Origin of the sequence: Chryseobacterium balustinum (assembly GCF_900168205.1) — a bacterium.
Lineage (GTDB): Bacteria > Bacteroidota > Bacteroidia > Flavobacteriales > Weeksellaceae > Chryseobacterium > Chryseobacterium balustinum.
On sequence record NZ_FUZE01000031.1, the window covers coordinates 1 to 23700 of the forward strand.

At 34.5% G+C, this 23700-nt stretch carries 23 protein-coding genes and 1 pseudogene; 10 read left to right on the forward strand and 14 right to left on the reverse strand.

Annotation, left to right across the window (positions count from 1 at the left end):
• Positions 1–342: 342 nt before the first annotated feature.
• On the forward strand, positions 343–960 hold the full coding sequence (locus B5X64_RS20620; RefSeq protein WP_111944991.1) for an HD domain-containing protein: 618 nt from the start codon (positions 343–345) through the stop codon (positions 958–960).
• 6 nt (positions 961–966) lie between these two features.
• Here the strand turns inward: B5X64_RS20620 and ccoG are convergent, their stop codons facing one another.
• The 6 genes from ccoG to B5X64_RS20650 all read right to left on the reverse strand — a co-directional run bounded on the left by ccoG (position 967) and on the right by B5X64_RS20650 (position 7343).
• Entirely contained in the window at positions 967–2421 is a 1455-nt protein-coding gene (gene ccoG, locus B5X64_RS20625) for a cytochrome c oxidase accessory protein CcoG (RefSeq protein WP_079467019.1), read from the reverse strand.
• A 68-nt stretch (positions 2422–2489) separates the two neighbouring features.
• Complete coding sequence (locus tag B5X64_RS20630) at positions 2490–3995, reverse strand: FAD-dependent oxidoreductase (RefSeq protein ID WP_079467020.1); 1506 nt, start codon at positions 3993–3995, stop codon at positions 2490–2492.
• 102 nt (positions 3996–4097) lie between these two features.
• Positions 4098–5555 (reverse strand): alpha-amylase, encoded by a 1458-nt coding sequence (locus B5X64_RS20635; protein WP_228427219.1) that lies wholly within the window; start codon positions 5553–5555, stop codon positions 4098–4100.
• 15 nt (positions 5556–5570) lie between these two features.
• Entirely contained in the window at positions 5571–6323 is a 753-nt protein-coding gene (locus B5X64_RS20640) for an SDR family oxidoreductase (RefSeq protein ID WP_079467022.1), read from the reverse strand.
• Between the two features lie 36 nt (positions 6324–6359).
• Positions 6360–6923, reverse strand: coding sequence for a CinA family protein (locus B5X64_RS20645; RefSeq protein WP_079467023.1), 564 nt, complete (start codon positions 6921–6923; stop codon positions 6360–6362).
• 24 nt (positions 6924–6947) lie between these two features.
• Positions 6948–7343 (reverse strand): low affinity iron permease family protein, encoded by a 396-nt coding sequence (locus tag B5X64_RS20650; protein WP_079467024.1) that lies wholly within the window; start codon positions 7341–7343, stop codon positions 6948–6950.
• Positions 7344–8238: 895 nt separating this feature from the next.
• Between B5X64_RS20650 and B5X64_RS20655 the strand changes: the two genes are divergently transcribed.
• Together B5X64_RS20655 and B5X64_RS20660 are read left to right on the forward strand one after the other, a co-directional pair.
• Entirely contained in the window at positions 8239–8910 is a 672-nt protein-coding gene (locus tag B5X64_RS20655) for a DUF6766 family protein (RefSeq protein ID WP_079467025.1), read from the forward strand.
• Between the two features lie 93 nt (positions 8911–9003).
• Complete coding sequence (locus tag B5X64_RS20660; RefSeq protein WP_079467026.1) at positions 9004–9231, forward strand: hypothetical protein; 228 nt, start codon at positions 9004–9006, stop codon at positions 9229–9231.
• Between the two features lie 340 nt (positions 9232–9571).
• On the opposite strand, the gene B5X64_RS20665 is transcribed toward B5X64_RS20660, so the two are convergent.
• Positions 9572–10042 carry a PA2169 family four-helix-bundle protein gene (locus tag B5X64_RS20665; RefSeq protein WP_079467027.1) on the reverse strand — a complete coding sequence of 157 codons (471 nt, stop codon included), beginning with the start codon at positions 10040–10042 and terminating at the stop codon, positions 9572–9574.
• A 236-nt stretch (positions 10043–10278) separates the two neighbouring features.
• Here B5X64_RS20665 and B5X64_RS20670 point away from each other — a divergent pair, with 236 nt between their 5' ends.
• Positions 10279–10935 (forward strand): Crp/Fnr family transcriptional regulator, encoded by a 657-nt coding sequence (locus B5X64_RS20670; RefSeq protein ID WP_164463394.1) that lies wholly within the window; start codon positions 10279–10281, stop codon positions 10933–10935.
• 29 nt (positions 10936–10964) lie between these two features.
• On the opposite strand, the gene B5X64_RS20675 is transcribed toward B5X64_RS20670, so the two are convergent.
• Both B5X64_RS20675 and B5X64_RS20680 read right to left on the reverse strand, forming a co-directional pair.
• A complete protein-coding gene (locus B5X64_RS20675) occupies positions 10965–11372 on the reverse strand; it encodes a hypothetical protein (RefSeq protein WP_079467029.1) in 408 nt (135 codons plus the stop codon).
• Positions 11373–11389: 17 nt separating this feature from the next.
• Positions 11390–12664 (reverse strand): NAD(P)/FAD-dependent oxidoreductase, encoded by a 1275-nt coding sequence (locus B5X64_RS20680; RefSeq protein ID WP_079467030.1) that lies wholly within the window; start codon positions 12662–12664, stop codon positions 11390–11392.
• Positions 12665–12840: 176 nt separating this feature from the next.
• Here B5X64_RS20680 and B5X64_RS20685 point away from each other — a divergent pair, with 176 nt between their 5' ends.
• The 3 genes from B5X64_RS20685 to B5X64_RS20695 all read left to right on the forward strand — a co-directional run bounded on the left by B5X64_RS20685 (position 12841) and on the right by B5X64_RS20695 (position 16549).
• Positions 12841–13062 (forward strand): hypothetical protein, encoded by a 222-nt coding sequence (locus B5X64_RS20685; protein ID WP_079467031.1) that lies wholly within the window; start codon positions 12841–12843, stop codon positions 13060–13062.
• A 149-nt stretch (positions 13063–13211) separates the two neighbouring features.
• Complete coding sequence (locus B5X64_RS20690) at positions 13212–15368, forward strand: catalase (protein ID WP_079467032.1); 2157 nt, start codon at positions 13212–13214, stop codon at positions 15366–15368.
• Positions 15369–15382: 14 nt separating this feature from the next.
• On the forward strand, positions 15383–16549 hold the full coding sequence (locus B5X64_RS20695; protein WP_079467033.1) for a zinc-dependent alcohol dehydrogenase: 1167 nt from the start codon (positions 15383–15385) through the stop codon (positions 16547–16549).
• A 157-nt stretch (positions 16550–16706) separates the two neighbouring features.
• On the opposite strand, the gene B5X64_RS23415 is transcribed toward B5X64_RS20695, so the two are convergent.
• Entirely contained in the window at positions 16707–16919 is a 213-nt protein-coding gene (locus B5X64_RS23415; protein ID WP_111945005.1) for a helix-turn-helix domain-containing protein, read from the reverse strand.
• Positions 16920–17089: 170 nt separating this feature from the next.
• Here B5X64_RS23415 and B5X64_RS20700 point away from each other — a divergent pair, with 170 nt between their 5' ends.
• From B5X64_RS20700 to B5X64_RS20710, 3 genes and pseudogenes are all read left to right on the forward strand, one after another.
• Positions 17090–17689, forward strand: coding sequence for a Crp/Fnr family transcriptional regulator (locus tag B5X64_RS20700; RefSeq protein ID WP_079467034.1), 600 nt, complete (start codon positions 17090–17092; stop codon positions 17687–17689).
• 555 nt (positions 17690–18244) lie between these two features.
• A complete protein-coding gene (locus B5X64_RS20705; protein WP_249414650.1) occupies positions 18245–18574 on the forward strand; it encodes a DUF3592 domain-containing protein in 330 nt (109 codons plus the stop codon).
• Between the two features lie 266 nt (positions 18575–18840).
• Positions 18841–19022 (forward strand): annotated as a pseudogene (locus B5X64_RS20710) (NAD-dependent dehydratase); the annotation flags it as partial.
• A 506-nt stretch (positions 19023–19528) separates the two neighbouring features.
• Here the strand turns inward: B5X64_RS20710 and B5X64_RS20715 are convergent.
• From B5X64_RS20715 to B5X64_RS20730, 4 genes are all read right to left on the reverse strand, one after another.
• Positions 19529–19768, reverse strand: a complete 240-nt coding sequence (locus tag B5X64_RS20715; protein ID WP_079467036.1) for a hypothetical protein — start codon at positions 19766–19768, stop codon at positions 19529–19531.
• A 181-nt stretch (positions 19769–19949) separates the two neighbouring features.
• A complete protein-coding gene (locus tag B5X64_RS20720; protein ID WP_079467037.1) occupies positions 19950–20207 on the reverse strand; it encodes a hypothetical protein in 258 nt (85 codons plus the stop codon).
• 118 nt (positions 20208–20325) lie between these two features.
• Complete coding sequence (locus B5X64_RS20725; RefSeq protein WP_079467038.1) at positions 20326–20601, reverse strand: hypothetical protein; 276 nt, start codon at positions 20599–20601, stop codon at positions 20326–20328.
• Positions 20602–20633: 32 nt separating this feature from the next.
• Positions 20634–23687 (reverse strand): DNA polymerase III subunit alpha, encoded by a 3054-nt coding sequence (locus B5X64_RS20730; protein ID WP_079467039.1) that lies wholly within the window; start codon positions 23685–23687, stop codon positions 20634–20636.
• Positions 23688–23700 lie beyond the last annotated feature (13 nt).

Sequence of the window (23700 nt, forward strand, 5' to 3'; positions counted from 1 at the left end):
AAATAGAAAAAGCAAATGCATGGCTTGATAGCTTCAAAGCTTTATTAGTAAGATTTGAGACTTTGAATATTACTTGGACAAATCTACATTATCTCACTTTCTCTATCTTGTTTCTCAGAAAAATAAAAGTTTAAACAGGTTTATAATCTAGATCATATATGTAAATAAAATATTTTATTATTGCTTTTAAATGTGCTTAAATGCGGATGACAGTATAAAATTTATTATTTATTACCATTTTTATTTCAGTACAAATAGTTTATTTATAAAATAATTCACTTTTATCAGATTTTTATGTAGCAAGATTATGATAAATAGGAATAAGAATACAAATTCAACCAAATGGCAAGCGACTTGCTGTTTTTACAACAATTATTCTTAGTTATATTACCAATGGATCATTCAGAAATCATAAATAAAATCATTGAATTTGCAGATAAAGCACATGAAGACCAGACAAGAAAATATACGCCTGATAAATATATTGTACATCCCATCCGGGTTATGGAAACTTGCAAACAGTATACGGATGAGCTTCCGGTTTTGGCAGCAGCAATACTGCATGACGTAATAGAAGATACCGCAACATCTCAAGATCATATTCTACATTTTCTTAAAGATCTACTGAACGAAAACGACCGGAACCAGACCATCACATTGGTGATTGAACTCACCGATGTGTATGTGAAAAAAGATTTTCCGAAGCTCAACAGAGACACCCGTAAAAAGATGGAGTTGGAGAGACTCCGGAAAATAAGTGCCCGGGCACAAACTATAAAATATGCAGATATTATAGACAATTCCAAAGAGATCCCACAACACGATCCTTTTTTTGCGAAGCGGTATTTGAAGGAATGTAATGATATACTTTTAACTCTCGATAGAGGTTTGCCAAAATTGCGCAATGAGGCAATCAATCAAGTTGTTACAATACTGAAAAATCTACAAATAGCAAGATAAAAATCGTTAAAACTGTATATTAAATGGTCCTTCAAAATAAGAATCATAAGAATCCAGAAGTTCGCCATCCTGATCGTAAACTCCTAATTTTATATTTTGTTTGGATAGCTTTATCTCTTTTTCGGGGAAGCTGATGCTGATTGTTCCTTTTGTAATTTTGTCTCTTTCTACTTTTATTTTGCTTGATGCACTGTAAGAAATTTCACCATGCTGAGGTTCCAGAATTTTAATGGTAACGATCTTGTTCTCGTTGGTTTTATTGAGGAAAGTAAAATTATATGTATTGGTAATTTTTCCTTCGCTCACAAAAAATGTGCTTCCGGCGGGTTTTATAAATTTAACTTCCATATCGGCACGGCTGTAAAGCAGATAGCCAAGCAGAAGCTGTAGACCGACCAGTAAAATAAGAAAGCCTTTCATTCTTGCATTAAACCTGGTAGGCTGCCCTGTTTCGATTTCCTTTTCTGAAGCATATCTTATTAACCCTTTTGGCAACCCTACTTTATCCATTACCTCATCACAAGCGTCAATACATGCGGTACAATTCACGCATTCCAACTGTTGGCCGTCTCGGATATCAATCCCGGTAGGGCAGACAACAACGCATTGGTAACAATCGATACAGTCTCCTTTTCCTGCCGCTTTCCGGTCTTCTCCCTTTCTCCATTTTGAACGGTTTTCTCCCCGGTTGAAATCATAGAAAACATTAATGGTTTCTTTATCTATAAGTACGCCCTGAAGTCTGCCGTACGGACAGACTAATGTACAGACCTGTTCTCGGAACCATGCAAATACAAAATAAAATGCGGCGCTTAAAAGAATCATGACTATGAAATTTGTAAAGTGCTCAAATGGTCCTTCAGAAACAATTCTGAAAACTTCTTTATAGCCAACAATATACATAAACATGAAATGCGTGAAGATCAATGAAAGTATAATGTAGATCGACCATTTAAGGCTTCTTTTCCATATTTTCTCGGTGTTCCATTCCTGCCGATCAAGTTTCATCTGTTTGTTTCTGTCTCCTTCAATGGCATATTCTATCTTTCTGAAAACATTTTCAAGGAAAATAGTCTGAGGGCAGATCCACCCGCAAAAAATTCTCCCGAAAGCAATTGTAAAAATGATTATGCAAACCAACGAAACAATAGCACCGAATGTGAGAATGAAAAAATCCTGAGGATAAAAAGGCTGTCCGGCAATAAAAAACTGACGGTTGATAATATCTAATAACAGGGCAGGATTACCATTAACCTGTATAAAGGGCAGGGCAAAATAAAAAACCAGCAATGTATATGCTACAATATTTCTGTAGTTGGTATATCTTCCTTTTGGTTTTTTGGGAAACACCCATTTTCTTTTACCCGATTGCTCCATTGTACCAATGGAATCTCTATACGTTTCAGGTTCTAAGACTTGGCCTTGGCCGCCTCTAAACTCAGTATTATTTAGATCTTGCATTTCACTGTATTTAAATTGAAATTCAGATAACTTTCATCATTTAATTGTCATTGAAGGAGTTGCTAATCTTATATCTTGCTTAAATCTGTCATGGCAGGACCGTTCAGCAATTTTCCCTCAATATCAAATCTTGAGCCGTGACAAGGGCAATCCCAGGAAACTTCCGAAGGATTCCAAGCTACAGTACAGCCGGTATGCGGGCAAACAGGACTTAAGAGGTGAATTTCAGATTTTTCATCTCTGTAGGCAGCGTAGGTTTTACCGTCATACTTGATGATTCTGCCTTCACCCTTATTGAGCTCATTAAGCTCATCTATTTTATCTGCCGCAAATTTATCTTTCACAAAATGTACGGATGCGTTGACGACTTCGTCTAAAACATTTCTTGCACTTGCTAAAGGTTTTATACGGCTTGGCGCAAGCAATTTTGAGAGCTCGGTCTCTTTACCTTCAAGCAGATCCGGGATGATTAATGATGTCATCGATCCGAAAGTCATTCCGTTTCCGGTGAAGCCTGTAGAAATGTAGATATTATTTTCACCCGGCATTTTTCCGATGTATGGTAAACCGTCTGCTGATTGATAGAATTGCGAAGACCATTTGGCAACAACTTCTTTATAGCTAAAATTGTCATCTACATATTTCATAAGATCCTCAAAGTGTTTTTCGGTATCGTTTTCGTCTCCGGTTTTATGGTCAAATCCGCCGACAATTAAAAAATAATCATTGCCAGACTTATGGTACCTTGCATAATGATAAGGATCGTATAAATCAGCAGTCTGCGCCATTGATTTTACAGGATTTGCCAGTCTTAAGGTTACTGCATAACTTCTGTAAGGTGCTAAAAGTACGCTGAAGCGATTGTTTCCGGGTGGAATATGTGTTGCCCAAACCAAATTTTTAGCAGTAAAAACAGAATCATTATCGGTTTTGAGAGTAATAATGCCGTCTTTGTTTTCAAAATCTTTAATTTGCGTTTCTGTCGCGATTGCACCGCCGTTTTTAATATATTCTTTCAATAATTTGTTGATGTAACGCAGCGGATGAAATTGTGCCTGGCCTTTTATTTCTATTGCTTTTTTGAATTCCAGAGGAAATGGAATGCTGAAAGTCTGTTCTGTATCAATTCCTACTTTATGATGAGCCTCTAAAATATCATCAAGCTTTTTAGACTGTTTTTCATCAGCGCTAAAGAGATAATAATAACATTCATTAAAGTCACACGAAATATGATGATGCACAATATTTTGCTTAATGTAACGAATTGTATCTTTCGCTGCTTCGGCTAACAAAACGGCCGATTCCTCACCAAAATTTTTAATAATTTCGTCATAGGAAGAATCAAAAAAGTTGTTGATATGTGCCGTAGTTCCGCCTGTAGTTCCAAAACCTGGATTTTCTTTTTCTATCAGAAGGCAATTGTGACCGCGGTTCTGAAGTTCTTTGGCTAAAGTTACGCCGGTAATTCCTGCACCGACGATAATGGTCTCGAAGTGCGTCTCATTATAATTTTGTAATACTTCTTTATGGACTTGGCTTTCCCAAAAGCTTATATTTTTTCCGTCTCTTTTCATAATAATTGTTTTGTAATTGGTCTTCAAGGAAAATGCCAGAAAATTTTGTATCGAATGATTCGTCTAAAAGTCCAGCAACTTTTTATTTCTAATTTTTGATAATTACTTTTTCACCCAAACACTTACAGATTGCGCATTTACATGAAAAGTTGCTTTTCCGTTTTCGTCTGTTTGAATGATATCATTTCTTTGTTCAAGAAAATCTATATAGATCGAATTTGCATTTTCTTTACCAAGGTTAATTTCTTTATAATTTTCATCATGGTTTGAAATCATAATTAAACAACCTGAATGCTCATTATCGCCTTTTCGAAACCATGCAATACAATTTTGGTGATCGAAATAATTAAATTGTTCACCATATGCAAACTGCTGTCTTGCTTTCAATAATTTGGGTAAAATTTCAATCTTTGGAATAATGACCTTTATCTCTTCTTGATCTTTAATATCGGTGTATTCTGCACCAAAAATATCGGGATAAAATAAGCATGGGTAGCCTTTGTTGATAAGCAGTATGATGGCATAAGCTAGTGGTTTGAACCAATCTTCAACAGCTGATTCGAGCGCCTGTAATTTCTGCGTATCGTGATTTTCAACAAAAGAGACAGAGAACATAGGTTTCTTTTCCAGAAAGCTGCCTTCTAAAATTTTTGTAAGATCATATGTACTGCCTTCTGTTGATGCTTTAAAGAAATTATAATGCAACGGTGAATCAAAACAGGAAATAAGATCATTCATTTCATCAGAAAAATATTCAATTTTTTCTGCTTCATCCTTCCAGAATTCTCCCAGAATATAGCAATCAGGGCTGATTGCTTTTTTGATGTAACTGATCCATTCTTTTAAAAAGTCGGATGAAATATGTTTTAGTGCATCAAGTCTCAATCCGTCAACATGAGTGTTTTCTATATACCATTTTATCCAGTCTTTCATTTCCTGAACCACACATGGGTTACGATATTCGATGTCTGCTCCCATTAAATAATCGTAGTTTCCAAATTGATGGCTTACAGAGTTAGTCCATTCATTTCCATATTCATTATGGATTTTAAAAATCCCGTGCAGTTTTTCTCCGTTTTTTGTCACATGATCAATTCCACTGAAACATTGATAATCCCAAACAAAGTTGGAGTATTTTTTATTTCTACCAGGGAAAATAAACTTGGTCAATGCTGAAACTTCCATCGGTTTACTGATTATTTCATTCCGGTCTTCATCATCTACTTTATGTACGGTTATATTTTCTTCTTCATCGCCACCCATTCTGTGATTCAGAACTATGTCAGCATATACTGAGATCCCAAAGTCATGAGCTTTTTTAATGGCTTTCAGATATTCATCTTTTGTACCGTATCGTGTAGAAACATCTCCTTTCTGGTCAAATTCTCCTAAATCATAGGGATCATACACTTCATATCCTCTACCTTTTTTACCAAGACTAGATTTAGTAGCGGGTGGAAGCCAAGCAGCGGTAAATCCTAATTCTTTTAGAAGTTCCGCTTTTTCCGCAAATTCTTTCCAAATAGCACCCGGATGGTACCAATGGAAAAATTGAATCATCACTCCGTTCATATATTACCCGTTAACTATTAATCCTCCATTGGGATGTAAAACCTGACCTGTCATCTGTGCTGAAGCCTCTGTTGCTAAAAATAAAAAGCTTGCAGCAACTTCTTCAGTAGAAGCTTTTCTTTCTAGAGGAGGCTTGTTTTGATCATCCTCTTCTTCACCAAATGTTTTCTCTGTAAGCGGTGTTGCTACTGGTCCGGGGGCTACAGCATTGACACGGATTCCTTTTTGCTTAGATTGTAGAGCTAATGAACGTGTAAACGAGACAATAGCTCCTTTTGTCGCAGAATAATCAAGCAACTCTTCATGACCTATATAAGCAACTGCCGAAGTGGTGTTAATGATTGAACTTCCTTTTTTCAGATGTGGAAATGCAGCTTTTGTCAATAAAATGAGACCAATAATATTTGAGTTAAAAGTTAATCTGATATTTTCTTCTTTAAGATCTTTAATATTGTCGCAAGGAATTTGTGTTCCTGCATTATTTACTAAAATATCAATCCCTCCAAATTCTGCAATTGTTTTTGCTACGGCTTCATTACAAAATTTAGCATTATTGATATCTCCGCCAAATGAAATGGCTTTTCGACCTAATTCTTCAATTTCTTTTTCTGCTTGCTCTGCATCCTTATAGTCTTTGTAGTGAATGAAAGATATATTTGCACCTTCTTTGGCAAATAATAGCGCAACAGCTTTTCCTATTCCACTGTCTGCACCTGTGATGAGTACGGTTTTACCTGATAATTGTAATCTTTCCATAAAATATATATTTGGTGTAATTAGTTTTAAGCGGTACTATTTTTCTTTTTTCTTCTCCAATTCGAGTTTGAAACAGCTTAATATAAATTCGGTATAATACAACTGGGCATTTATTGATTGCGTTCGGGAGTGCAGCTCCAGCTTTTGTGAAAGAACAATATTGCCTTTGTATGCAATAGAAAAGAAAGCATATAATTCCTCTTTAGATTCTTCCACAGGAGTGGCATACCCCGTTACCGCAATCGACCAATCTGTTTTGAATAATTTGGACGCATTGATCGCCATGCTGTCGGCAATATTGGGGGATACACAATCGCAATACCAGGCTTCAGCCTGATCTACTTTAAGAAGGATTACTTTTTCCTCCAGGGTATAAGCGGTCAGCCCGCCCTTAAAAAACTTTGAAGCATCTTTCATTTGTGAAAAAGAGAATTGTAACAGCCCGGAAGTCACACTTTCGGCAGTCGATACAGTCTCATTAGTTGATAGTAAATATTCTCCAATGTGATTATACAAATTTTCTAATTCTTTTAAAAAATGAATCAGTGATCTAACTGATAATTGATCAGGAGACGAATCGATATTTGAAGACGTTATCATGTATATATGTACTTTGTTATTAGATTATTTATTAGTAGAATGTAGGGTAGAAGCATCTTTTTCGGTAAGCGTGCTTAATTTTTCGTAATACTTATGAAGTTGATCTAATTCTTTTTCTGTTAAATCTTCTATGTCAACCAGACGATTACTTGCTGTTTGACTTGATGCAATAAGCTCATTGAGTTTGATTTGAATTGCTTTTGAATCTTTATTTTGTGTTTTCTGAATAAGAAATACCATTAGAAATGTAACGATTGTTGTTCCCGTATTGATAACGAGCTGCCATGTTTCCGAGAAATTAAAAAACGGTCCTGTTGCAGCCCAGATAACGACCAAAAGAGTAGCAACAATAAATGCCGTCGGGCTGCCGGTAAAACATACAGCACGATCTGAAAACCTTTCAAAAAAGCTTTTTTTCATATAGATTGTAATTATGGTGGTATTTTATTGATAATAACTGCGAATAAATAACTCAGCTAAAACCGATATGAAATAACGAATTTAAAATGTAAATCTTTATGATTTAAATCACTTTGAGAAACAAAATATGTTGATTATCCTTTATTCATAGGAGTAAATATAAGATCGCTAATTAAATTTTACTTTATTTCGAGAATAGTTGAATAAAACTTACCATTCATAAAATTCTGTCAATGAAATACTTTGTAACTAATTTGAGTTCTGGCTTAATTTGGAAAATAAATTTATAATTAAATGTAGCTATAAAAATTAATAGCTATCAATATCTCACGTTGTGACTTTAAAAACTTAGCATTACAAAACCAATGAGAAATCATTTTATCAAAAGGGCTGAGTACATTCTTCGTAGTATCATTACCAGCTGTTTTCCCTGCAATATTTCTGGGTATGTACTTCAATCATAAGATTACAGATAACTCTTTTTTTAATATGTTTATTTTATACTTATCACCTTTGGGGTCTTTTTGATTATTGAAACACTATGATTGTGGTCATAATGATTTTCTAATATTTGATATAATTTTGATCTACATCAAACTAAGATTTATTATGAACTTAGAAAATACTTCACCTTATTGCTTGTTGACTATTCGTAGTAAAATACTAAAGATTATAATCTGATTTTTTCATAAACAAACGTGCAAAACGTTTTTTTATGAAGGTGTAATATGCTGATAATTAAATTTTTACTATTATAATATCTTTAGTAATTCCTATGATTAAAGTATATGAAATTCACAATTTGTTTTAGTGGCAATCACAAAATTTTTGTATTGTAATAGAAGTTAATTACTAACTGCACCGTACAAATGGTTTATAATAAATATTTATAAAAATGGAGAATAATAAATTAGATAGACCAAGTTTTTTCTATAGAAACAGCTTAGGAATTGTTTTATTATGCCTAATAATTGTTTGTTTGATTGGCCAGTTTTTTACTGGTTTTAATACTGAAAATAAAGAATTAACGGAACAAGGAAAGTCTTTATTAAGTTTTAAAGAATATTTTCACAGCGGACACTTTATTCAGGCAACATTTGAAAACTGGGAAAGTGAATTTCTTCATATGATGCTGTATGTCTTGTTAACTATTTCCTTGCGGCAAAAAGGCTCAAGCGAATCAAAATCTTTAACCGAGCCTGAGGAGGTAGACAGAGAACCGCAACCGCATTCGAAGGCGCCATGGCCTGTCAGAAAAGGAGGGATTTATCTTAAAATATATAAACATTCTTTATCTGTTGCATTTGCCTTACTATTTCTTATAAGTTTTATACTGCATTTTTATGGTAGTTTTAAAGATCAGAATTTTGAAAATGAAATGAAAGGTTTACCGGCAAGTCATTGGTATGACTATATCTCAGAATCAAGATTTTGGTTTGAATCGTTACAAAATTGGCAAAGCGAATTTCTGGCCGTTTTCTCATTGGTAGTCTTATCGATTTGGCTTCGTGAAAAAGGTTCTCCTGAATCTAAACCCGTAGATATGTCACATGACGAAATCCCATAATTATTTTACATTAATTATAATGAAGCGAAAAAATATTCTTGGAGTTCCAAAACATTTTAAAAGAGGCTTTATGATACTGAGAGTAGTAAAGAAGTGGAAAACGGTGAAGAATTAGATATTAAATTTGATGATTTAAAACAACGCTTTTTTGACACTAATCAATGCCGGAAATACTGTAATGAAAGTTCTGTAGATTCTAAACTTTGCGATTCTTCAGGGAAAATTGTTGAGCGTTTGCGCAAAATTACGGATTACATCAGAATTGATATTCCCGGTCCAGGTGGAAGTGAGGAAGGTCTTACTATGGGTGTCAGATTGTAATGATTGATATGGATAGGATTATGATTCGATGAAGACCATCAAAATATCCTATAAAAGAACTGTAGAATTGCTCAATTTTATTCAAATGTACGTAGATACTTAAATATTTACATTCTAAAGAGAAAGCTCTTTAAAAGCAGTAATCTATAGTAGAAATGAATATCCAAATTTGAAGTCGCGGTTTTCAACTGCATCAGAAATATTGTGATTGCCGGGGGCGTCATGTTCAAATTTTATAAAACATAGCGGAAATATCTCACCGACGGACTTGTTGATTCTTGGTGAAATATTTTTAATTCTAATAATAAATATCTTTATAAAAATTCAGACTTCTTTAATTTTACTGATCCTCTTTGCTTTTGTAATGCTCAATATTATTAAACTGATGGTAAGAAACACGCAATTCCTTTAGCTGATCTGCAATCACTTTTGAACTTTCAGGACATAGGTCTCCACTTTTCAAAGCATTATCATAAGCTTCAATAGCATGTTTTTCGCCAAAAACTACGTTTTCCAGGGTTTCACGATCATTGTTGGTTGTCGGTAAAGAATTTTTAATGTCGATCCAGGTACGGTGGAGATTTCCTGCTAAAGATGAGGTGTCTTCATCAGGTTTGCCACCTCTGTCGGTAATAAGATTGATGATTTCGTTTTTCATTATTTTTGATTGAGAAATCATTTTATCGTATTCTCCTTTTAAATCAGAGTAGCTTTCCCAAACTTTTCCTTCCACTCTTTCAAAACCTTTAATTCTGTCATTGGTAATGTGCAACAAATCGTTGAGTACTGAAATTGTTTTTGAATTTTCCATAATAATATTTTAAGTGAATTAAACAATAAATATGCCTTCAATGCATGCTTTGTGGTATGTGGGTTATTTTTATTTAAAATTAATTTAAAAATACCTTATGGTCAGGACAAATAAGTAAAGCAAATGTTTTGATCCAAATGAAAATTGCTTTTTATCTAGTTAAAACTAAATAGTACGTTTATGCTATTAATCATAAATTTTCATCTTCCATATTTATATTTTTGCAAATGATTCACATGAGCAGAAGCTCTATTTCAGATGGTGTCTCATCTCTTTTTATAATTTTATATACTTTTATGGTTATTAATGAAGAAATTCTTCTTAACAATGGTGCTGTTATTCAGGAATATGAAGCGGGCGAAACAATTTTTTTAGAAGACTCATTACCTAAATATTATTTTCAGATCCGGGCAGGACTTGTTAAATTGAATACCTACAGAGAAGACGGCTCAGAATTTATTCATAGTCTTCCGTCAGATGGTCATTGCTTTGCAGAAACATTTTTATGGTGCAATACAGGCTACTGCTTTAATGCTGTAGTGATCTCTGATTCGGTAATTATTAGAATGATTAAATCAGATTTTATGAATATGGTTGACAGAAATAAAGATTTGATGCAAAATCTTTTACATCATAATGCTGAAAGAATGTTTTACAGACATAAAATGTTGACCACATTATCAATTAATAATCCTTCACAGCGTATTTATAAAGTTCTAGAATTTTTAAAAATGCATCACCAGGTAAATGAACCGTTTAAATTTGAAGTGCCATTATCAAGACAACAAATTGCAAATTTGACGGGTCTCCGGGTTGAAACGGTTATCCGAACAGTGAAAAAATTGGAACATGAAAATCTTGTATGCATTTCTAATGGAAGAATATGTTTATAAAAATACCCCCGCATTGCAGGGGTATGTTTTTATTTAATTTTGTCATAAATGAATTTAGTAACCAATGCGCCAAAAACATAGTAACCTACAGTCATAAATTTCTTTTTATTGTTTTCAGCTACCGGTTGATCATTTAAGCCCATCTTTTGAGGAAGAACAATCGCACCAATTCCGGCTGCAATTCCGCTTGTAAAATTATAATTGGTTGCTGTGGTTCCGTAGTAGATGGCATTACTCACAATATCACCTGCCAAAGTTGCTGCATAGAGCTTATCGGGATCAGAGATCTCAAGAGCGGTAGAATCGGTCATCTTTTTTAAAGCTTCTTCTCCCACTTCATTAATGTGCGGGACATTATCAAAATTTTTTCTAACAACTTCGTGGAGTAGATTGAGTGCGATGGCTCCGCCTAATCCTGCTAACATTTTTTTAAGCATATCATTTATTTTTAAAGTTAATTTTTATCTTTTTGTTCATTTTTTTTAGGTTGCAAAATCATTCGTATAGAGGGGTTATTGGTGATAAATAACCTAAACCATTCCATTGCGAGCCTTACTCTGTTTCTAAATCCTGTTAATGGGATAATGTGTATAAAAAGCCAGGTAAGCCATGCAAAGAATCCTGTGTATGAGAACTTGGGAAGATCAACAACGGCTTTATATTTAGATATAATTGCCATGCTCCCTTTATCGTTGTATACAAAAGGCTGTAAAGGTTGTTGATTGTGTAATTTCCTAATGTTTTTTGCTGCTAATTTTGCTTGTTGAATGGCAACCTGTGCAAGCTGAGGATGGCCTTTAGGGAAATTTTTGTCTGTTAACTGTAAGCAGATATCACCTAATGCCCAAACATTTTTAAAACCTGAAACCCGGTTGTATTCATCTACTAGTAATCTTCTACCTTTTCCTATACTGGTGTCTGGGATTCCTGCTATTTCCCGGCCAATAACTCCGGAGGTCCAGATTAGTGTTTCTGTTTTTATTTTTCTTCCGTCTGATAATATTACATTTCCTTCCACATAATCTTTTACAGATACATTCAAAAGAATATTTACTCCCAATCTTTTCAAATTATCATACGCCGTTTTTTTTGCGGCATCACTCATCGGAGCTAACAATGATGGTAGAGCATCTATAAGATAAAGATGAGAAAGGTTAAGCTCTATTTCAGGATATTCTTTTTCTGCTACATAAGCACCCATCTCGGCAATCATACCTGCAAGCTCTACTCCGGTAGGGCCACCACCCGCAATAACGATATTCTGTAACCTTTCTGCTTTATTTTCATCTTCATTTCTGGAGGCTTTTTCAAGATTTAAAAGCAAATGATTTTTAATGTATAAAGCTTGATGAATAGTCTTCATTGGAAGTGCACATTGCTCCACATTCTCCAGACCAAAAAAGTTAGTTTCTGTTCCCAAAGCAAGAATTGCATGATCATATCCTATTGTACCAGTGTCGGTCTCAATTATTTGTAGTTCTGTATCTATTTTAAGAAAACTTCCCATGTGATAATGTACATTATCATAAGCTGAAAATAGCTTTCTGAAGGGATAGCTAATATGTGAAGGCTCAATAAATGCAGTAGCAACCTGATAAATTAAGGGAGGAAAGAAGTGGTAATTATTTCGGTCAACCAGTGTGATGATAAACTCATTAGATCTGGCAATCGTTTTAATGAAATTAATACCGGCAAAGCCTCCTCCTATGACAATAATATGTTTTTTCATAACAGGATATTTTTTGATTGGTGCAACAAAACTTATCCAAGAATAAGACCAATATCATTTTAAGAAATAAGTTGTGGTACTTTTTATAGTTTATAATCAGTAGTATGATTGAGGTCATAATCATTGGGGAATTATAAAGCTAAATTTGGTTTTACCAAACATTACAAAATTAAATTATGAAAACCTATTTTCTTTCAGCCCTATTTTTAGGCGCTACATTCATTAGTTGTGCAAAAGAGAAAAAAGAGGTAGATCAAAATGAAAGTATGTCGACGGGAACATTGCCCTCTGATACTTCAATGGCACTTCCACCCTCAGATTCTGCTGCATTAAATGCTCCGCTTAATGCCGGATCTGCAACTCCTAAAGATTCTGGCACCACATCTGTACAGAGATAGATATTTGTATTATATCGATCAACTTCGTTAATTTTTTAAATTAATGCTTATATCGGAATAATGGTATGCTTTTTTAATTAAAGCATCATAATTTTATATAAACAAGAAATACCAAATCAAATCTGCACACTAAAAATTACAAAATTAGTATGGATAAGAACATTCAAAAAAATGAAAAGCTGGATCAGCTAAAAGATCACACGACAGATAACTCCAATGAAAAATTGACCACCAATCAAGGATTAAAAATTAATAATAATCAAGATTCTTTAAAATCTGGAGAACGTGGCGGAACCTTATTGGAAGATTTTATCCTTCGTGAAAAAATAACACATTTTGATCACGAAAGAATTCCTGAACGTATTGTTCATGCAAGAGGTTCAGGAGCTCATGGAGTATTTAAGCTCTCAAAAAGCATGGAAAAATATACCCAGGCCAAGTTCTTGTCAGGTTTAGGAAAAGAAACACCGGTCTTTGTCAGGTTTTCTACCGTTGCAGGAAGTAGAGGCAGCACAGATTTGGCTCGTGATGTAAGAGGTTTTGCAATTAAATTTTATACAGAAGAGGGAAATTACGATCTTGTAGGCAATAATATGCCCGTATTTTTTATACAGGATGCCATGAAGTTTCCTGATTTGGTGCATGCTGTAAAGCCTGAACCGGATAATGAAATTCCACAGGCTGCATCAGCGCACGATACTTTTTGGGATTTTATTTCTTTGATGCCAGAAAGTATGCACATGATTATGTGGTTGATGAGCGATCGTGCAATTCCAAGAAGTCTTAGAATGATGGAAGGGTTTGGAGTTCATTCGTTTAGATTCATCAACAGTGAAGGAACTGCATTTTTTGTAAAGTTTCATTTAAAACCTAAATTAGGAGTTCATTCGGTAGCTTGGCCGGAAGCTCAGAAAATATCAGGTAACGATCCAGATTTTCACCGTCGGGATCTTTGGGAAGCCATAGAAAACGGAGCATTTCCGGAATGGGATTTAGGGGTTCAGCTTATTCCTGAAGAAAATGAACACGATTTTGATTTTGACCTTTTAGATCCTACTAAAATTGTACCTGAAGAATTAGTACCGGTTGATATAATCGGCACGCTAACTTTAAATAGAAATCCGGATAATTTTTTTGCAGAAACTGAGCAAATTGCCTTTCATCCTGGTCATTTGGTTCCCGGTATCGATTTTACCAATGATCCGCTTTTACAGGGAAGATTATTTTCCTACACCGATACGCAATTGTCAAGATTAGGTTCACCTAATTTTCATGAAATTCCTATTAACAGATCTATTCAGACCGTACACAATAATCAGAGAGACGGTCATATGAGACAGCAGATTGTTAAAGGAAAAGTAAGCTACGAACCCAACTCAATCGGAGGAGGATGTCCGTATCAGGCGATGATGAAAGATGGCGGTTTCGCATCGTATGGGGAAAGAGTGAGTGGTGCAAAGATCAGAGCAAGAAGTGAATCTTTTGTAGATCATTATTCACAGGCAAAGCTATTTTATAACAGTCAGTCTGAACCCGAAAAAAGACATCTTCAAAAAGCACTGATTTTTGAACTTACTAAAGTTACGATTCCTGAAATACGCGAGAGAATGATAGGTCAGCTTAATTTTATTAATAAAGACCTTGCTAAAAAATTAGCTGATAAATTAGGGGTTAAAGTAAAAGTTTTAGACCAGCCGAATGGAAGTATTCCTGCTGATCATGATGGTTTGTCATTACAGAGTGAAGAACGAGAGCCGAAACAAAAAAAATCTGAAGCTTTAAGTATGGAAAATACGGTGAAAGATTCAATAAAAAGCAGAGTAATTGCATTTTTACTTGCCGATGGATGTAATGCTGATTCTATAAAACAGTTACAGAAAAAGCTGGAAAGCGGAGGTGCTGTCGTTCAGGTTGTAGCTCCTGAAATGGTTCCTGTAAAGGCTGATGACGGAACTTCATACACTCCAAAACATTCAATAAGCAGCACTTCAAGTGTGTGTTTTGATGCTGTTTACGTTGCCTCTGGTGAAAAATCAAGCGAGATTTGGATGATGCCGGATTATAAAAATGGAGTTGTTGACTTCTTAAATGAAGCCTACAGACATTGTAAAGCAATTTATTTTGGTGAGAATACAGAGATCATCTTTAACTCAACCGATATATACCAAAAGAAACATAAAGATCCTGCAGTGATTTTGGCTGAAAACGAAAAAGGAGATGACCACTTTATAAAAGCTATTGCCTCACATAGAGTCTGGGATCTTGAGCTTGAGAGAAATGGAATAATAGATAAAGAACACCAATAATAAAAATTTAAGATATGAAAGCAGCAGTTTTTCACGCACCTGGAAAAATAACCTGTGATACGGTTCCAGACCCGACTATTGAAGATGAAAACGACATCATCCTTAAAGTAACTTCTACAGCAATCTGCGGGAGCGATTTACACATGTATTCCGGAGGGATTCCGCAGCCTAGACCGATGGTCATGGGGCATGAATTCATGGGCGTTGTCGTAGAAAAAGGTAAAAATATTACCCATTTGCATCAAGGCGATCGGGTAGTGGTACCATTCCCGATTGCCTGTGGATGTTGTTATTTTTGTGAAAATGATCTACCCGGAGGATGCGAAAAATCAAATCCTGAGAATTACGGACCAGAAGGAGGAATAATGACTCAAAAAGGGGGCGGAATGTTTGGATATACAGATTTATATGGAGGCTATAACGGTGGCCAGGCACAATACGTCAGAGTTCCTTACGCCAACTTCGGACCTCGTAAAGTTCCGGATCTGCTTACAGACGAACAGGCTTTATTTCTTACCGATATATTTCCCACCGGATATACAGGAGTAATGTGGGGAGATCTTAAAGGCGGCGAGTCAGTGGCTATTTTCGGAGCAGGCCCAGTTGGTTCAATGGCAGTAAAAAGTGCAATTCTTCACAACGCAGGAAAAGTTATTGTAATTGATACCTTACAGTACCGATTAGATCAGATCAAAAGTCTGACAGGTTGTGAAACCATTCTTTGGGAAGATGCAGAAAGTACAATTGAGAAAATCAGAGAAATGACTTACGGAAGAGGTGCCGATCTTTGTATAGATGCCGTCGGGTTTGAGCCTGAACGTTCTTTGCTTGACAGAGCAAAAGCGGTAATTAATTTTGAAAAAGGCTCTATGAAGGTTCTTGAAGCATGTATGAGTGGCGTAAGAAGAGGCGGAACGGTTTCTGTTTTGGGAGTTTATGCCGTTAATTATGATAATTTCAGACTCGGACAAATTTTTGACAAAGGCATTATTTTAAGAGCCGGGCAATCACCTGTTCATGCAATTATCGATAAATTATTAAAATATGTTGAGTCTGGTCAGGTTCGGCTGGATGATATTATTACCCATCGATTATCATTAAACGACGTTGCAAAAGGATATGAAATTTTTGATAAAAAAGAAGACGGCTGCGTGAAAGTCGTACTTGATCCTTGGTCTTAATTTTATTAAAAAATTGTCACATAAAATAAAGGCAGTTTATCCAAATATCTATATTAAATTAACAAAACAACGCTAATGATTGTATTGGCGTTGTTTTATTTGTAGAACAATTTATATGATTCAAAATCTGAAAATTGACGGTATAAATGCTTTTTCTCTAGCAGTACACTCTTCCCTTTACTATTTTGATAAGGTTTTCGTTTTCTATTTTCTTAAAAGTTCTGATCACGGTTTCAATTCGTAAGCCACTTAAAAAAGCAAATTCCTTTTTTGTGTAAGGAATTTTATAAAAGTAACGTTCTTTTTCGGACTGACTTTGAGATGATTGAGAACGGTAAGGAGTTGATATATAACATTTTTTTTTATTAATTAATTTTTAGCCCATTTCTGCTAATATTCTTTTTTTTAACACATTATTATTTTTATTATAATAAGAAATTTATGACTTAATATTCAGTAACAATAAATGTATATGGCTTGCTTTTTGATATTTTGACAATAGTTTTACTAACATATTTATTAATTATAAATTTTTAAGATATGATAATCAGTGAAGATCTTTTGTTAACTTATGGAGGCGAATATGAAACCTATTTTCCTAATGAGATCATCTTTAATGAAGGAAGCCTTCCAAAATTTTATTTTCAGATCGTTAATGGTGTTATAGAACTTAACAATTACCATGAAGATGGCAAAGAATTTACTCAGAATATTTTGTCTGATGGTCAAAGTATTGGTGAATCATTACTTTTTTATGAGAAGCCTTATCCAATGAATGCAATTGCTAAAACGGAGTGCACACTGCTAAAGGTGCCACGGGAAGATTTTTTTTCTCTTATCTATCAAAACCAAGGCGTTATGAGGGATATGTTTAAATGCATGGCAGACAGACTTTATTACAAATATTTAATGCTGTTTAATATTTCCTCTACTGACCCGCAATTTAGGATCAAAACGATTATTGATTATTTAAAATCAACTCAATGCAGCGATGATGATAATCAATTTTTTCAGGTACCCTATACCAGACAACAGATTGCTAATATGACTGGACTGCGTGTAGAAACGGTTATAAGAACTGTGAAAAAGATGGAAAATGAAAATATAGTCAAAATTGAAGGAAGAAAAATATTATACTAACAATTATTCATATAAGTTTGTAGTTTTAAATTTGAAGTAATTACCTGGTAAATATCTTAAAATGTCCGTTTGCAATCTTTTATTTGAATTTTATGGATTTTACAACTATTAAGATATTTAATAAAATAGGATAATAAGTCTAAAAAAAAGACTATTTATTATTTTAAATTTTAATGTAATGAAGCTCTTAAGTATAGGGGTAAATAATTTCTATTAGATCTTATTAAAAAGCAGAAGGTTGTCAATCATTGACAGCCTTCTGCTTTTATGAAAATTTATGTTGAAACAATTGATGATTTTATGTCGGTGCTGATCTCAATATAATTGTAGAGATAAATTTTTAAAAATCTGATTTTGGCTGTTTAAAAACATCAAATGTAATCCCAATTAATTTTATTAAATTCACTATATTCGTAATGTTCTGTTGTTTATTAGTGTAATATATCATAGGGGTGAATGGAAATAATTAAAAACAAAACTATGTGGCAATATTATATAATCCTTACTTTGGGATCAGTGTTCCTTATATCGGCAATTATAAGTTTCCGTCATACTATGAAATTTTTAAACAATGGAAATATAACGACGGCTACCGTAATTGATCTACGAACTTACAGGTCTGAAGGTGAAGTTTATGCGCCGGTCTTTAGCTTTCTAACAAATGACAACCGGTTCGTTACATATGAATTGCCAGAAGGTAGCGATCCGCCAGCATGGAAAATAGGAGAGACGGCGACCATTATCTATGATCCCTCCAATCCTTCTAATGCATCTTTGTATAGTTATTTTAGGCTGTTCACATGGACATTGATATTGTTATCAATTGCACTTCCACTCCTGATTATTGGGGGTGGTTACTTTATTGCAGAAAGATTTCTATTATAAGTTGTTTGGATCATGGTGAAAGTAATATTTACATACATTTGAAGCTATAAAAAATGTTAGTTTTTAAATACAGAGATTCTGTTATAACTTAACTTAATTAAGCTACTCGAGTCATTCTGTTTCTTGTGAACTTTGCCATACTAAAATAAATAAGGTATAAACATTTTAAACTTATTCACAATAGCAGCAGCTATCCAAAAGATGCACTGAATGAAAAAGATCATGTGATCTAAACGAACGACAATGAAATCTTAAAATAAAAGAATATGCAAACAATATTAGGTGTTAATGTCCAAATCAGCGAAGAACTGGCAAGAGAGCTGAAAAGGAATTTTATATCAGATATACGTATTGTCAGCAGGGAGCAAAAAAAGTAAATGATACGGACGAGATCTTTTGTGCGGATCTTTCTATACGTGAAATAGCAATTGAAGGTGTAAAAGGTAATTTGTAGGATATCCAAAGACGATCTTGCTTTTTTATGGTAGTTAAGAAAAAAGTTTCAATATTAATTTTCTTTATAGCAAAATATTCAGATGGTTGAGTAGGTTGCAGTGAATTAAAGCTTGACTTTACGAGAGTCAGTTTGGCGGGAAGTTGAAGTTTACGGTAGCAATTGTTGAGTGTATGTTTTCACATAAAATATTTGAAACACATTAGAATGATCTGGACATTATTATATTGGAATAGGAGATAAATTAATAAAAAAGTCAGTTTAGAAGGTTTTAATATAAAGATGTATGAGACCGTTTATCTTAATCACGAAAATATTTAACAATAAATTCTTTTTTTAAAAGAAATCTCATTACAACAAGTCTTTCGAAATTGATGTAAAAAAAACCTAGCCGGAGCTAGGTAAAAACTAATAACCATGAAAACTCAATTAAACATGAGAATCGTTTCTTTTAGAAGCAATAAGAATGCCTAAAAAATCTAAAAAAATGATAATTATTGTTATATAATGTTAAAAAAAGTATTATTAATTCTAGGTAAATCTTCAATGTCAAATCTATCAAGATTGTTATTTTGGTAAAAGGAAGAATTATAATTGTTTTCGAAAGGAAGGTTCCTGTCTAATAACCCTGCTATTTTTATGGAAGCTCCTTCAATAGAATTTTCTAATAAATTGAATATTCGGTTCCATGTATTTTTTGAAGAATGTCTGCTGTTGTTTCCTTTTGAGATAGTTCTCATTTTTGATCTTTCAGAAATACCTCCATGGAATTTAATTCTTTAAAGTTACCCCTTTGGCTAAACCGTTATCATTGTCGAAAATTTTATATTGACTCCATTCTTCCTCTTCCTCAAAATCTAGAGTCATAGAGTTTGGAAGGATGGCTCATTACAGACTCAAAGGAGAAGGAGATGTTGTCTATTAGAAGTTGCTTTCGAATAAAAGATCAGTCTGAGTGAGATCGAGATTAAAAGAAGATTGATCTAAAAATTTTTTTTCTGAAATTTCTGATTCAATATTATCTGAATTAACAAATAACCCTGAATTGAATTTCTTAATGAATTCTAAAAATAAAGTTGATTTTCCAAAGCTATTCGGACCACAGAATATGCGAAGTCTTTTGGTCATAAATGTATTTTGCAATATTCGTTTCATTCTCTGTTTTCTTCTGTCTGACATTAATTGTTATTAAGAATATACGAAATATTCTTTAAGAGATAATTTTGATGATTTACAAATGTTTTGATGTAACAAAATTTTTAAATAATTCATTTTTTATAGAACAGATATGTATTCTTCAATCCTTCTTTCCATATGGAGAATTAATTTCTACAGCTTTATCGCAGAGAAGATAGGTAAAATATGATTTGTTTCCGGATTTTTCATCGGTGTAGATTTCACTGTCCCATTTGATAACCATTTCCCAGCTGTCCCACTTTCTCATTTTATGGACAAAAGGATTGAATGAACATTTGACCTCATAATGCTTTTTATTTTGATCACCTTCAAAACTGACAATTACTGAATTGTCATCCGGATCGGTTTCTTCAACGATGGTAGCTTTTAGTTTCATTTGAAAGTTTTTTGTTTACAGTTAATTTTTATTTATTGCATTTTTTTTCTTGGCAGTCCAATTTCGTGCTCTTGAGGATAGGGCTTTCTTTGCGTCATGCTGACATCTTCATGCAGTGTTCTGGCTGCTTCTAAAGATTTTTCTTTATCCATAGAATATCTTGGATCGGGTACAAACGGCATCTTGGCCATTTTGTGAATGGTAATCGTCGGAAAGTGAAAATCCACCTCAACGGTACCCAACAATAAGTAGCAGCCTCCGCCCTGAAATGGATACTCTTGGAGACAATTGGGAAAATGTGCTGTATCAAAATATTCGCCTTCTGCATCAATCCAGGTTCCGAAAAACATGGCTCCTCTTTTCGTGGGGACATGTTTCCTGGAAATAAGGTAAGCGAGCATTTTGATCTGCTTCTTGTGATTTTTAACGAGATCTTTCGCCATTACCGTTCCCCTGTATTTGGTCTGCAACAGATCAAAAGGACTGAATGAAACAGGAAAACCCAGAATCTCAATTTCATCAAATGCATCTTCAAAAGGATTTTTGATAATGACCGGAAGCTTGTATTCTTTTTGTGGTTCATCCAATAAGGTTGGATGTCTGAATGTTGATTGGTCATTCCCAAACAGGAACCTTGCCTGAATCAGTAGGTCATGTTTTTGTTTTCCTGTAAACCTGAACGCCCCGATAAAGATGAGGATCTGCAGGGTTTCAATTCCGATCGGTATCCTTTTGACGAAATTTTCCAGAGAAGTATATTCTCCGTTATTTCTTCTTTCTTCGGGAATCAGCATGGCGGTTTTCCCTTCAACTTTTTCAATGTGCATGAGTCCTAAATAGACATTTGTTCCATACACTGTTGTTTGATATTCGCTGAGGTTGATACAAGGGTTTTTGATAGTGGCTCCCGACATTTTTGCTTCATGAACATAAACTTCGGTTCTGTAAAATCCACCTCCATTGTTGATGGCACAGACCATAAACTCAATAGGGTAGTAGACTTTCAGATATAAACTCTGATAGCTTTCTACCGCATAAGAAGCCGAGTGAGCCTTACAAAATGAATATCCTGCAAAGGATTCAATCTGCCGATAGACTTCTTTCGACAATTGCTCAGGATGTCCCAGTTCTTGACAGGATTCAAAAAAATGGTCTTTTACTTTCTGTAATGCGGACAGTGATCTTCCTTTACCACTCATGGCTCTTCTCAGAACATCACCGTCCGCTGCTGACAAACCTCCGAAATGCAGTGCGATTTTAATCACGTCTTCCTGATAGACCATAATTCCATAGGTTTCGCCAAGTTCCTTTTTAAATACATCATGGAAGTATTCGAACTTTGTAGGGTTGTTGTGCCTGAAGATATACTCCTTCATCATTCCACTCTGCGCAACTCCGGGACGGATAATGGAAGATGCAGCAACAAGAGTCTTATAATCTTCACATTTCAGTCTTCTGAGCAGACCACGCATTGCGGGGCTTTCAATATAAAAACAGCCTATTGTTTTCCCGATACTTAAGTAATTATTGCATACATTTTCATTTTTTGAAATCGTCGTGTCTTTTATATCTACCGTAACCCCTCTTTTTTCTTTGATGAGTTCCACAGTGTCTTTTATGGTTCCGAGTCCTCTTTGAGATAAAATATCAAACTTTTCAAAACCGATTTCTTCAGCTGTATGCATATCGAACTGAACGATCGGAAAACCTTTGGGAGGCATTTCGAGTGCTGTAAAATTGGTAATTGGTTCTTCAGAAATTAAAATGCCGCAGGAGTGCATGCTTCTCTGATTCGGAAACTTTTCCAAAAGCTTACCGTATTTATGCACCAATTTAAAAACTGAATTGTCATCATGCTGATCCATTGACTTTGTAGCCAAAATATCCAATTCTTCTTTCGGTAAACCAAAAGCTTTTCCGACTTCCCTGAAAATGGACCGGTACTTAAATTCTACATTTGTTCCGCAAAATGCGACGTGTTCTTTGCCGTATTTATTGAAAATATATTCCAGAATAGTGTCTCTGGTCTGCCAACTCCAGTCTAAATCAAAATCGGGTGGAGTCTTCCTGTTGAGGTTGAGGAATCTTTCAAAATACAGATCCAGTTCCAAAGGACAGATATCTGTAATTCCCAAACAGTAACTGACAATGGAATTAGCGCCACTTCCTCTTCCGACATGCATAAAACCCATGTCGTTGCTGTACTGAACAATATCCCAGGTGATGAGAAAATAAGCACTGAATTTTAGGAATTCGATGACTTTTAATTCTTTCTCTACTCTTGCTTTGGCTTCCGAATGTTCTTTACCATATCTTGTTTCCAATCCCTCGTAAGCGAGTTTTGTCAACAGTCTAAAATCGCTCTCCCGGCTGTCTGTGTAATACTGCTTGTTTTTAGGGGTTGAAAAGTCATAATCAAAACTACACTGGTCAATAATATCCGCTGTATTTTGTATGATTTGAGGATAGTGACGGTATTGATCCAGCAGGTGCTTTTTATTGATAAGTGTTTCGTTATCTCTGCAACAATCGTTATCAGTCAATTTGCTGATCAGCGTATTATTGTCAATCGCTCGTAAGATTTTGTGAAGATTATAATCCAGTTTGGTTGTGAATGTGACAGGCTGCAGGATGACCATTTTGTGAATCAGCTTTTTCAAATCAGGCTTTACCAGATGATTCAATTCCTCAGGTCTGATTCCGACAAACTCATATTCCTGCAAAACTTCAGGAATGTTATGCAAAGGATAAATGACAATGGTATTTTCAAGGATTGGATTGTGTTTTGGAATTTCGATTCCATCACAATTGTAATTGGTCAACAAGCGGTTAATCTCTCCGACACTTTTCTGGTTTTTAGCCAGACAGATATAATAGAACTCACTCTCGACTCTCATCTCAACTCCAACAATAGGTTTAATGTCATTATCATTACAAAGTTTGAAAAAATCGTAGATTCCTGTAATGGTATTGATATCTGTAAGAGCCAAAGTTCTGACTTGATGATCGACAGCCTGCTGCACCAAATCCTGAAGAGAAATGGTTCCGTAACGAAGGCTGTGATAGGAGTGACAATTGAGAAACATAATCTTGTGTTTA